This window comes from Thiocapsa sp. (genome assembly GCF_011390875.1).
GTDB lineage: Bacteria > Pseudomonadota > Gammaproteobacteria > Chromatiales > Chromatiaceae > Thiocapsa.
In genome coordinates this window covers 1-11,392 of record NZ_JAABRP010000172.1, presented here as the reverse complement: position 1 = coordinate 11,392, position 11,392 = coordinate 1, and the positions used below count along the sequence as shown (strand labels likewise).

The window sequence follows — 11,392 nt, the reverse complement described above, 5'->3', positions numbered from 1 at the left end:
CGCGGAAGCCGCTCGGCCCCAGCGTGCGAATCATGTCGGCCAAGAGCGCGATCGACCTCCCGGCCGCGTCGCTGTCGACGAGCGGGGCGTCGATGTCGTCATACTCGTCCTCGTCATCCCACTCGTCTTCGTTGAATCCGCCACCGAAACCACCGCGCGGCGGCGTACCGAAGGGCAACGAAGGTCCGCTCAGGGCCTCGATGATCCGATGTACCAGACGGGAGTCGCCGTTGTCGCGCGCGCGCTCGAGCGCCTGCTCCAAGCGCAGCGTCTCGTGCATCGGGACGTTCCAGGGCACGACACCGCGGTGACGGGCCTCGAACGCATGGAGCTCGAAGACCGGCTCGCCGCGCCAGCGCTTCAAGGCGGCATCCGCGAAGGCCAACCGCACGTCGTGCAGGTCGGTACGGCGCAGGGTTTCGCAGATCGACTCCATCTCGCCCTGGTCGAGCTTGAGCCGGGCCGTCTGCTTGAGCGGTCCCTTCAACGCGCTCCCGACCTCGCTCGGGAGCTTGGCGCCCGTATCCAGATGCGCCCGAACCCGCGAGAAGAAGGCACGCAGGTCCGACTCGTCGGGTGTGGGTGCCTTGGCGAGTCCGAGCTGTTTCAACAGTCGGGCGCCGGGAATACCACAGGCGCCGGCCTCCAGCAGGAGAATGAGGCGTGCGGCCAGCCCCTTGCCGAGATTCTCGGCAAGAGCCTGCAAACGTGCCTCGCCCCGCGGATCGAACGCGAGCAGCTCGGCGAGACCGCGCACCAGATCCAAACGTTCACGCGTGCGCTCGGTGCGACTCCAATCCTCGGCAAGGGCAAGCGCGCGCATCGCCAAATCCGGACGCTGATCGCTCAGGTTTTTGCGCGCATGTGAAAGATGCGCCTCCACCAGTCGCTCGCGCACCCCGCTGTTGATCGGATCCACCGCCAAGATGTCGGCCGCGATGGTTGCCGCCTTCTTGAAGGCCCCGCCTGCAATGGCGATATCCATGGCCGCGGTCAGAACTGCCTTGTCGCTCGGCCAGCGTTCTTGGGCGAGCTTGAGGATCCGGCGGGCGTCCTTGAGCGCCTTGCCCCCGCGCAGGTAGTAGGCGATCAGGGTCAGATAAGTGGCTCGGTCGTCGGGGTCGTGGTTGAGGCTTGCCTCCAATTCGCCCGTAATGATCCCCGGCAAGGACTCAGGGTCGGAATCCGGCTCCAGGCGCTCCAGGACTTTGAAAAGGGTTTCGGCGCGACGCCGCACGAGCGCGATCCGCAACGCGGTATCGCTGCCGGGCGCGACACGATACTTGGCGGCATCCAGTAAGAGGTCAGCGTAGTCCTGCCAATAGCTGGCGACGTTCCAGGGATCGTTGGCGGCCTCGCTCTCCCAGGCATCCAGAAGAAATCCGTCGATCTTACTCAGCGGCTTGCCGCCGACCTCGATCCACCATTTCGCACCGGTCTGCGGTTTCGGCAAGAGCAGACGCAGTCCACGCTCGTGAACCCAGGTCTCGCCGAGCACTCGACGATGCCGAAACATCAGACGCAGAAGCTCTTTCGGTTGCGGCGCATTGCCGAGCGTCTGCAGCTCGTTCCAGAGGATCGCACGCTCGGCGGGCCAACCGCGCAGAGAGAAGACCAGATCGCGTGTCGCCGGGCCGATCTCGCGAAGCTTGGGTGCCAGTTCGATCTCCGAGAGCAGCGCCAGGCGTGCGGCATCGCGTAAGCGGGCGAAGCCCGAGTTGTCCTCGACGCGGTCCAGGAGTTTGGCTGCCTCGTTGCGCGCCTCCTCGGTCCAGTCGCCGCGATGATCGCGCGCGGCGGGGTCGAGACGGCTCAGTGCCTTGAGGATCTGAACCAGATCGCGATAGGGCGAGCGGAAAGGGATCGCCTTCAGCGCTTGCGCGAGCGCCTGATCGTTGCCGACACAATAGGCATCGAGGGCCTCCTCGGCGACGGTCGCTTGCACACGGATGGGGTCATCCCCGGGCAGGGACTCGGCAATCCCGGCGGTACCGGCGAGCATTTGGGCCGCCAGGTGGCCGAGCAACAGCGCCCTGGACTCGGGATCGGCCTTCAAGGAGACGTCATCCAGCACCGGCATGACCTGAGCGACACGTCCCAGACGGAGGAGGCAAACTGCATGATCCGGATGCACCGGGAGCGCCCCCAGCGCGGCGCGGTTCTCCCACATGACCAGCTCCTCCTTGTGCATTCCTTTGGCGCCGAGCTGTCGCGCGCGCCCCTCGTAGGCATCGGCAAGCCCGATCCGAAGTCCATCCTTGTCTTCGCCCGCCGGGGCCTGCTTGAGCAGTTCCTTGAAGCCCGCCATCGCCTCGCGAAAGCGCCCGGCATCGAGATCGGCACGCGCCGACGCGGGCGTGACCGCGCAGGTCTGCTGACGGGCCTTGACGGAAGGTCGCTTTTGCTTCTTTGCCATATCGAATCAAATCGGAGGATCGAACGGAGGGGTCGACAGTCGAGCAGTATACATCGGCTGCCCGGCAACCTTCAGCTTCGGAAGAGCACCGCGAGCGTCGATGGTGCGGACGCTCGGAAGCACGGAGGAACACGACTGAAGAACGGCGCGCCGATCAATGCAGAAAAGGGTTCTCCACTCGATCCCCCTCGATGACTTGCCCGTGGCTTAGGCCTTCCGAGAGCAGGACTTCCGCACAGCCGCTCAATGCCGTTGCCACGATCATCGCATCCCAAAAGGACAACTGATGACGTTCTTGAATCTCCGTGGCATGAAGCACCGTCGTAACCGTCGGTATCTCGATTTGCCAGACACTATAGGCGCCGATCAGACCCATTGCCGTTGCCGGCGATAGCGGCTGCGGAATCTTGCGTGTGACCTTCATGAAGCTCGTCCCGAGCGACCGATTTTCCACCCAGATGGAAGCCGGTCTCCAAGGCGTCGAGCGCAGCGCGCTTGGCCTGCTCATTGTGTTCCGCTTGCTCGACCATGGTGGACAGCTCATCCGCGTGCATCCGCGAGACGGATGTCGATCGCTGTGCGGCGATGACACGCAATTTTGTCAACAGGGTCTGGTCAATCGACAGGGTGATATTTCGTTTCATACAGGGAACAGTTTCAAGATGCACGTCGTTCACGTGCAGCACGTGAAGCACGTGCTTTGCATCCGATCTAAGGACATCGCGAGATCGTGCAATGGCCACACGGCCGACCCGCTCAAGGTGTGCATGATGCGCTCCGGAGGTTATCCTTCAAACCATGCAGACGTTCACACCCCTGACCAATGTCCTCGTGGTCCTGGCATTCTGTTCGTCGTTCGCCGCCGCCGAAGGTCTCTGAGGTCTCCGCCGAGGCGCGGGGCTCGGTCTCCGGCGAGGGCGGCAATATGACCAGGCCGTTCAGCCGAGGGGTCTCCATCTATCGCGTGACCGAGTCCGGCATGCGCCTGGAAGCGACCCTGTTCGGGACGCGATTCTGGCCGGACGAGGCCCTCAACGACCTCGATCCGGTCGGGAACAACTGATGCGACTGCGAGGGCCACTGCCGATTGTACGAACCCTGGCGCTGCGTCTCGCGCTCTTCGCGCTGCTGTGGTGGATCTTGACCGAGGGGCAGCCCGGCTCTTGGCCGCTCGGCGGTCTCTTCGTCGTGCTCGCCACCGCCCTGAGTCTGTCGCTGTCGCGTCCGGTGCCTTGGTCCGCGGTCGGATTTGCCCGCTTCGTTCCCTTCTTCCTCTGGTGGTCGCTGCGCGGCGGGGTCGATGTCGCTTGGCGCGCCTGTGCGCCGAGCCTCCCCATCGCGCCCGGCATGCTGACCTATCGGCTGCGTCTTCCGCCCGGTCGGGCGCGTATCGTCATGACGGCCGTCATCAGCCTTCTGCCGGGAACCTTGAGTGCCGAGATCGTTCGGAATAACCTCATCGTCCATATCCTTGATCAGCGTGTTTCGAACGAAGCGGATTTGGCAGCCCTCGAGACCAAGGTCGCCGCGCTCTTCCACATTCGGCTGAGCACGCCGCCGAGCACCCATGCCGAGACACCATGACCCTGTTGTATCTCGCACTTGCCCTCGTCTTGATTCTCACGCTGGCCGCGGGACTTTGGCGGATCCTGCGTGGACCCACCCCGGCGGACCGCATGCTCGCGGCCCAGTTGTTCGGCACCACGGCCGTCGCGGTCCTGCTGCTGCTCGCGGAGGCATCCGGTCACCCGGCGGTGCGCGATGTCGCCTTGGTGTTCGCCCTGCTGGCCGCCGTCACCATGGTCGCTTTCGTGCGCCGGAGTTGGAGCGGCGAGGGGGACGACGGCCATGTCGATCCCTGATATCGTCTCGGCCGGACTGCTGATCCTCGGCGGAATCTTCTTTCTCGCCGGGACGGTAGGGCTGCTGCGCTTCCCCGATGTCTACACCCGTCTGCACGCTCTGACCAAGGCCGACAACCTTGGGCTCGGGCTGATCGTGGCCGGGCTTGCAGTACAGGCGGAGTCGTTTGCTGCGGTGGGCAAGCTGGCGCTGATTTGGCTCTTGGTTCTGGTCGCCTCGGCCTTTGCCTGCCATCTGGTCGCGCGTGCGGCGCTGCGCCGCGGGATCGAGCCATGGACCTGATCGGACAGGTCGCTTGGGCGATCGATGGCCTGCTCGCACTGCTGCTCCTCTGGCTCGCGGCGCGGGCCTTGGCGAGCCCCGGGTTGCTGGAAGCCGTGGTCCTCTTCGTCGGCTTCGGCCTGACCCTGGCGCTGGTCTGGGTCCGGCTCGACGCCCCGGACATCGCGCTGGCGGAAGCGGCAATCGGTGCCGGCTTGACCGGGGCCTTGCTGCTCGCAGCGCTCGCACGGCTGCCGCTGTCGGCGCGGGCGGACGAACACGCACAGTCGAGCCGAACAGAGAACACTCAGCCGCAGGAACGCCGAGATGCCGAGCCATGACCTCGTTCGCCGATGAGGCGTTTTGACGTGACACCGATGGGGTTTGGCGCACGCGCCGGGCATCTGCTCCTGATCGCGCTTCTGGCCGTGATCTTCGGCGGCCTCGCGCTCGCCGTCCTCTCGCTCCCGTCCGAATCGCCGGGCCTGTCCGCACAGGTCGAGGCGGCGATGGGCGAAACCGGGGTGACGCATCCGGTCACGGCCGTGCTGCTTGATTTCCGTGGCTACGACACCCTGCTCGAGCTGGTCGTCTTGCTGTTGGCGCTGGCCGGCGTCTGGTCCTTGGCCGAGGGATCGCCGTTCGCCGATCGGCGGCCGGGCACCATGCTGGACCGATTGAGCCGGTTCTATGCGCCCTTGATGCTCCTGGTTGCCGGGTATCTCTTGTGGGCGGGGAGCGCATCGCCCGGAGGGGCCTTCCAAGCGGGCGCGGTGCTCGGTGCGGCCGGTGTGGTTCTGACCCTCACGGGCTGGCGACTACCGGTCGCGCTGGCCGGGTGGCCGCTGCGGCTGATTCTGGTCTCGGGCGTGTCGATCTTCATCCTCGTGGGCCTGGTCGCCTTCTTTTTCGGAGCGGTTTGGCTGGACTATCCGCTCGAATGGGCCGGCGCACTCATCCTGCTGATCGAGGCGATCGCCAGCCTCGCCATCGGGGCGACCCTGGCGGCACTCTTCCTCGGCGGACGCCCGGAGGCGCATCCATGACACCGGCGGTCTTGTATGCACTGACGGGGCTCGGGCTCTTCGTGCTCGGTCTCTATGCCTTGATCGTGCACGCCCATTTGCTGCGTAAGATCCTGGCGTTCAACGTGATGGGCAGCGGGGTCTTCCTGGTGCTGGCCGGCCTGGCAGGTCGCACGGCGTCGGGGATCCCGGATCCGGTGCCGCACGCGATGGTGATCACCGGGATCGTGGTGGCGGTCGCCGCCACGGCCTTGGCACTCAGTCTCATGCTGCGTGTCGCGGGAGCAACCGGGCGCGCCCGCTTACCCGACGAGCACGAGCGCTAGCCCGATGGATACGGCTGTGTGGCTCCAAAGCGGCCTGACCGCACCCATCCTGCTGCCCCTGACCGGCGCACTGCTCGCGTTCGTGATGCGACGCCGGGCAACACCGATCGGACTGCTCAGTGTCGTTGCGCTCCTCGGCGCCGTGATCCTCCAGGTTCCGAGCCTCTTTGCCGATGGCCCGCAGCGCCTGGCGATCGGCGGCTGGGGCGCGCCCCTTGGCGTCGACCTCTATGCGGACGGGTTGAGCGTCGCGATGCTGCTCATGACCGCTGTCGTCGGTCTCGGGATCAGCCTCTACGCGGCCGCCTATTTCCGCGACACCCCGGCCCGCGGGCAGGCCTTCTGGCCGCTCTGGCTGCTCCTGTTGACGGCGCTCAATGCGCTCTTCCTCTCGGCCGACATCTTCAACCTCTACGTGACGCTGGAGATCCTGGGCCTCTCGGCGGTGGCGCTCACGGCGATTGCGGGTGGTGCGGACGCGCTGGTCGGGGCGATGCGTTATCTGTTGGTGAGTCTGCTCGGGTCACTGGCCTACCTGCTCGGAGTTGCCCTGCTCTACCACGCCTACGGGACGGTCGATATCGCCCTGCTGGCGGAGCGGATTGCCGCGGAGCCGGCCACTTGGGCCGCGATGGGCCTGATGAGCGCCGGCCTGATGCTCAAGACGGCGCTCTTCCCGCTGCACTTCTGGCTGCCACCGGCGCATGCGAGCGCTGCGGCGCCGGTCAGCGCCGCGCTCTCGGCGCTCGTGGTCAAGGGTTCCTTCTATCTGCTGGTGCGTCTTTGGATCGAGCTCTTCGGCGAGATCGCGGGCGGGGTCGCGACCCTGCTGGGTCTGCTCGGCGCAGCTGCCGTCCTCTGGGGTTCGATCCAGGCGCTGATTCAGACGCGCCTGAAGCTCCTGATCGCCTATTCGACGGTGGCACAGATCGGCTATCTGTTTCTGGCCTTTCCGTTGGCCGTCGGGACCGGGGCCACGGCCTGGAGCGGTGCGCTCTATCTCGCGCTCTCCCATGCCTTGGCGAAGACGGCGATGTTCCTGGTTGCCGGGAACCTGCTGCGCTTCGGCGGGCATGATCGGATCGCGGATCTGGATCGGGTCGTGCAGCGACTGCCGCTGAGCATGGCGGCCTTTGCCTTGGCCGGGGTGAGTATCATGGGGCTGCCGCCGAGCGGCGGATTCATCGGCAAATGGTTGTTGCTGGAGGCGGCGTTGACCGAGGGTCGCTGGGGCTGGGCGATCGTCATCATCCTCGGCGGCGTTCTGGCCGCAACCTATGTCTTCAAGGTCGTCGGCTATGCCTTTACCCAGTCCGAGAACCCGCATCAGGCGCAGCCCGTGCCGGCGACAATGGAGTGGGTCGCTTTCGCACTGGCCGTGGCGGCAGTGCTGATGGGGTTGATTGTCTCCCAGCCTCTAATCGTGCTCGAGATCGGCAACCCCTTCGGGATCCAGGCGGAGGTCGCGGTGCAATGACCTTGGACGCCTGGGTTCCACTCTTGGTCCTGTGCAGCTCCCTGGTGCCGGGTCTCCTGATCTTCGGTCTCGACGAATCGCGCGTACGCCTGCGCACCACGCTCAACCTGGCAGGCGCCCTGACCAAGCTCGCGCTGGTGGGCGTCATGCTCTGGGGCGTCGCCCACGGGCACACCTACGAGGTCCGCATCGCCTTTCTGCCGGGCTTGGATCTGGCCCTGCGCGCGGGACCGCTGGCACTTCTCTTTCTGGTCCTCTCAAGCCTGCTGTGGCTGGTCACGACGATCTATGCCATCGGCTATCTCGAGGGCTCGCCGCATCGCAGCCGCTTCTTCGGGTTCTTCAGCCTGTGCGTGACGGCCACCGTCGGGGTGGCCATGGCCGCCGACATGCTGACCTTTCTGCTCTTCTACGAGATGCTGACCCTGGCGACCTACCCCTTGGTGGTGCATCGCGGCACCGAGGTCGCGCGCCGGGCAGGTCAGGTCTATCTGGCCTATACGATCGGCGGCGGTGCCCTCATGCTGCTCGGGATCGTCTGGCTCTATACCCTGACCGGGACGCTGGAGTTCACCCCGCGCGGGTTCGTCTCCGAGCTGGATCCATCGCATCATCCGGCCCTGATCCTCATCTTCATTTTTCTGATCACCGGTCTCGGGGTGAAAGCCGCCCTGATCCCGCTGCATGCCTGGCTGCCGATGGCCATGGTCGCCCCGGCGCCGGTCAGCGCTTTGCTGCATGCGGTCGCGGTCGTGAAGGCCGGTGCCTTCGGGATCGTGCGTGTGGTCTACGAGGTCTTCGGGGTCGAGTTCTCGGCCCTGCTCGGGGTCACGCTGCCGCTGGCCATTCTCGCCGCGGCGACCATCATTTACGGATCGCTGCGCGCGATCTTCCAGGATGATCTGAAGCGGCGACTCGCCTTCTCGACCGTCAGTCAAGTCTCCTACATCGTCCTGGGCGTCGCCATCGCCAGCCCCATCGCCACCGTCGGCGGTCTGGTGCATCTGGTGCATCAGGGGCTGATGAAGATCACGCTGTTCTTCTGCGCCGGGAATCTGGCCGAGACCCTGGGAATCCACAAGGTCAGCGAGATGAACGGCGTGGGCCGTCGGATGCCCTGGACCATGGTCGCCTTCACCGTTGCAGCCTTCGGGATGATCGGGGCACCGCCGGTGGCCGGCTTCATCACCAAGTGGTATCTGGGACTGGGCGCCTTGGATGCGGGCCAACATTGGGTGCTGGTGGTCCTGGCGGCAAGCAGTCTGCTCAATGCCGCCTATTTCCTGCCGATCCTCCATGCCGCCTGGTTCCGCGAGCCGCCCGCGACCTGGCCGGAGGAGCGGGAATTCGGGCGTCGCGAGACCGCACGCGCACTCTTGTGGCCGCCCCTGATCACGGCGCTGGCCGCCGTCTTGGCGGGGCTCTTCGCGGCGATGCCCTTCAGTCCGCTGGAGTGGGCACGCTTTATCGCAGAGCAGGAGTTCACACGACCGTGAGCTGGGGTTTCGGCGAGTCGGCGGTGTTGTTTGCCTTGGTTTGGCCCTTCGTCGCCGCATCCCTGTCGGCGATTCGCGCGTCACGGCCATGGGTGATCGAGCTCCTGCCTTGGTCGGCCGCGCCCGCGCTGGCAGTTGCACTGCTTATTCCCGACCTGACGCTGGCGCTGCCCGAAACGCTGCTGGGGAGCGGGCTGGCACTCGATGCGACCGGGCGGGTCTTTCTGGCGACGACTGCGCTGCTGTGGCTGGTCGCGGGCACGCTCATGGTCGGTCGACGACCCGGCGATGCCTGGGAACGGCGTTCGGCCTTGCCGGCGCTGCTCGCCACGGGAGCCGGATTTGCTCTCGCCTTGGCGGACGACGGACTCTTGTGGTTCGCCGCCGGGACGCTGGCGGGCTATGCGGTCTACGCGCTGATCCTGCAGGCGGCGACGCGCGCGGCGCGCGCGGCCGGCCGACGGCTGGTCATCCTGCTCGTGCTCAGTGACCTGCTGCTGTTCGAGCTGTTCTTGATCCTCGCCCATGCGGCCGGCGGGACCTCCTTTGCCGCCCTGCGCGGGGCTGTGGCGGCGACCGACAGCCCGGCATTCGTGCTGGCCCTCATGACACTCGGGTTCGGGGTCAAGGCCGGCGTGTTGGGCGTGCACCTTTGGCTGTTGCCCGCGTTCGGGTCGACGACACTCGGGGTGCGTGTCGCGCTGATCGGCTTCGTCGCCGCGGCCGGTCTGCTCGGCTGGTTGCGTCTTTTGCCGCTGGGCGAGATGGCCTGGAGCACCGCCGGGACGGCGCTTCACGGGTTGGCGTTCGCGACCGCGGCGTATGCCGTGATCGGGGGTTTTTCGTGGGCAGGGCAACGCGCGCTTGCGGGCAGTGTCTTGATGGCGTTGACGGCGCAATGGCTGTGGGCGCTCGCGGCCGCGCTGCAACGACCCGAGTCGGGTGCCGCCATCGCGGCCCTGTTGCCGATGGTTGCGCTGCAATCTGGTGTTGCACTGGCCGCAAGCGTCCTGCTGGACGACGCCCGGCCAACCCGGCGCCGGAGGTTGCGCTTGGCGATGGCTTGGCTCGCAGTCGTGCTGGTCGTGCTCGCGCCGCTGCCGATCTTCGCGCTTCGGATGGATGCAGGCATCGTTTCCCTCGCCGGTCTCTGGTGGCCGTCAATCGCGGTTGCGCTGCTGCTCGGCCGGTTTGTCGCGGGAATGACTCGGCACGAGGGTACCGCGAGTCGCTCGAGGCATCCGCGCGGCCGGTTGACGCTCGGCGCTGCTCTCCTCGTCGCATCAACCGTCGGCGCGGCGACAAGCCTGCTCGGATACCCGCCGACCGGCCTGTGGTCGCCGATTCAGGCCGATGCGCCCGTCTGGTCCTTAAGCGCGGCAGTCACGATCGCGGGTCTCGCCGGCGCCCTGTCGATCGGTTGGCTCGCGTCGCTGCGCTCGCGACATCGGTCCGCACGCGATTCGACTGCTTGGTCGAACCCGTTGCGCTCGGTGCGTGCGTGGATGTGCACCCTGCGCGGTTGGGTGCGTTACATCGCGCGGATTCGACTGCCGGGTTGGCGAGACGCCATCCTGGACGCGCTCGCGGCAGTTGCATCGAGTCCGTTTCCAAGCGCGCTCGCGCGGCATGCCGAGGCAAGGCTGATGCGCTGGGAGTCCGCCTTGGCGATGTTGGTGCTGCTCGGTGCGACAGTGGCTTGGTTGGGTGGTTGAGGTCGGCGTGCAAACATTGCCGCTCGCGCAGAAAGCCTCTAACCTCTGGCGGATACGAAACAACGCAGAGAGCACGCCATGGATTTCGTCGCCGACAAAGATGCGGATCTGATCCCCTTCGTGTTGTCGCAGATCCTTGATACCTCGATCAACGGAATTACACTCTCGGATCCGGATCAAGAGGACAACCCGATCGTCTACGCCAATGAGGCGTTCGAGCTGATCACGGGGTACAGCCGCGAGGAGATCGTCGGGCACAACTGCCGCATCCTCCAGGGTCAAGACCGCGACCAGGAGGGGTTGGAGAAGGTCCGCGAGGCGATTCGCGAGCACAAGCGCACCACCGTGACGCTACGAAACTATCGCAAGGACGGGACGCTGTTCTACAACCGATTCTCCATTCGACCGCTGTACGATCGCCAAGGCAAGCTGATCTATTTCCTCGGCGTCCAGTACGACGTCACCGAGCAGGTTCATGCTCGGGAGGAACTGGAACGGCTCAAGGAGATGCTGCGCGTGGCCGACCGGGAGACCTGATCGGGCCTGAACCCCGCCCGGTGCGGTATGCGTCGTGTGTTGGATTGGATTGGCATGGCCGCGCCAGCTCCCATCACTGTCGGAGTTGGCGCGGTTTAATTCGACCCGGCGTCCGGGTCGATTCCCAGGGCACGTAATCGCTCGGCCAATTGCTCGGCACGCGCCTGTTCCTTGTTCGCCCGCGCGTCGGCCTGTCGGGCACGTTCTGCCTCCCGCTCGGCACGTTCCGCTTCCCGCTCGGCACGCGCGGATTCCTCGATGGCGCGTGCCTGCTCC

General features: G+C 66.0%; 13 protein-coding genes and 1 pseudogene. 11 read left to right on the top strand and 3 right to left on the bottom strand.

The window, feature by feature from the left end; genetic code table 11:
* Positions 1–2,416: hypothetical protein (locus tag GPT33_RS13865; protein WP_296809908.1), on the bottom strand; the 2,416-nt coding region annotated here is incomplete at its 3' end.
* A gap of 353 nt (positions 2,417–2,769) precedes the next feature.
* Positions 2,770–3,111: a hypothetical protein gene (locus GPT33_RS13860; RefSeq protein WP_296809906.1), complete on the bottom strand. Its 342-nt coding sequence runs from the start codon at positions 3,109–3,111 to the stop codon at positions 2,770–2,772.
* Between the two features lie 230 nt (positions 3,112–3,341).
* Here GPT33_RS13860 and GPT33_RS13855 point away from each other — a divergent pair, with 230 nt between their 5' ends.
* The 11 genes from GPT33_RS13855 (at position 3,342) to GPT33_RS13805 (ending at position 11,116) form a co-directional block, all read left to right on the top strand.
* Positions 3,342–3,479: a hypothetical protein gene (locus GPT33_RS13855; RefSeq protein WP_296809904.1), complete on the top strand. Its 138-nt coding sequence runs from the start codon at positions 3,342–3,344 to the stop codon at positions 3,477–3,479.
* Positions 3,479–4,000: a Na+/H+ antiporter subunit E gene (locus GPT33_RS13850; protein ID WP_296809902.1), complete on the top strand. Its 522-nt coding sequence runs from the start codon at positions 3,479–3,481 to the stop codon at positions 3,998–4,000. The genes GPT33_RS13855 and GPT33_RS13850 overlap by 1 nt, the downstream gene beginning before the upstream one ends.
* Entirely contained in the window at positions 3,997–4,278 is a 282-nt protein-coding gene (locus GPT33_RS13845; RefSeq protein ID WP_296809900.1) for a monovalent cation/H+ antiporter complex subunit F, read from the top strand. Before GPT33_RS13850 ends, GPT33_RS13845 begins: the two co-directional genes overlap by 4 nt.
* Positions 4,265–4,561, top strand: coding sequence for a monovalent cation/H(+) antiporter subunit G (mnhG, locus tag GPT33_RS13840; protein ID WP_296809898.1), 297 nt, complete (start codon positions 4,265–4,267; stop codon positions 4,559–4,561). The genes GPT33_RS13845 and mnhG overlap by 14 nt, the downstream gene beginning before the upstream one ends.
* On the top strand, positions 4,552–4,881 hold the full coding sequence (locus GPT33_RS13835) for a DUF4040 domain-containing protein (protein WP_296809896.1): 330 nt from the start codon (positions 4,552–4,554) through the stop codon (positions 4,879–4,881). Before mnhG ends, GPT33_RS13835 begins: the two co-directional genes overlap by 10 nt.
* A 12-nt stretch (positions 4,882–4,893) precedes the next feature.
* The gene (locus tag GPT33_RS13830; protein WP_296809894.1) at positions 4,894–5,586 is read left to right on the top strand and encodes an MnhB domain-containing protein; all 693 of its coding nucleotides are present in this window, start codon (positions 4,894–4,896) and stop codon (positions 5,584–5,586) included.
* On the top strand, positions 5,583–5,891 hold the full coding sequence (locus tag GPT33_RS13825) for an NADH-quinone oxidoreductase subunit K (RefSeq protein ID WP_296809892.1): 309 nt from the start codon (positions 5,583–5,585) through the stop codon (positions 5,889–5,891). The genes GPT33_RS13830 and GPT33_RS13825 overlap by 4 nt, the downstream gene beginning before the upstream one ends.
* 4 nt (positions 5,892–5,895) lie before the next feature.
* Positions 5,896–7,368, top strand: coding sequence for a proton-conducting transporter membrane subunit (locus GPT33_RS13820; protein ID WP_296809890.1), 1,473 nt, complete (start codon positions 5,896–5,898; stop codon positions 7,366–7,368).
* Positions 7,365–8,864, top strand: a complete 1,500-nt coding sequence (locus GPT33_RS13815) for a proton-conducting transporter membrane subunit (RefSeq protein ID WP_296809888.1) — start codon at positions 7,365–7,367, stop codon at positions 8,862–8,864. Before GPT33_RS13820 ends, GPT33_RS13815 begins: the two co-directional genes overlap by 4 nt.
* Positions 8,861–10,579 carry a hypothetical protein gene (locus GPT33_RS13810; protein ID WP_296809885.1) on the top strand — a complete coding sequence of 573 codons (1,719 nt, stop codon included), beginning with the start codon at positions 8,861–8,863 and terminating at the stop codon, positions 10,577–10,579. The genes GPT33_RS13815 and GPT33_RS13810 overlap by 4 nt, the downstream gene beginning before the upstream one ends.
* A gap of 78 nt (positions 10,580–10,657) precedes the next feature.
* Positions 10,658–11,116, top strand: coding sequence for a PAS domain-containing protein (locus GPT33_RS13805; protein ID WP_296809883.1), 459 nt, complete (start codon positions 10,658–10,660; stop codon positions 11,114–11,116).
* A gap of 95 nt (positions 11,117–11,211) precedes the next feature.
* On the opposite strand, the pseudogene GPT33_RS13800 reads toward GPT33_RS13805, so the two are convergent.
* A pseudogene (locus GPT33_RS13800) lies at positions 11,212–11,392 on the bottom strand (Uma2 family endonuclease); the annotation flags it as partial.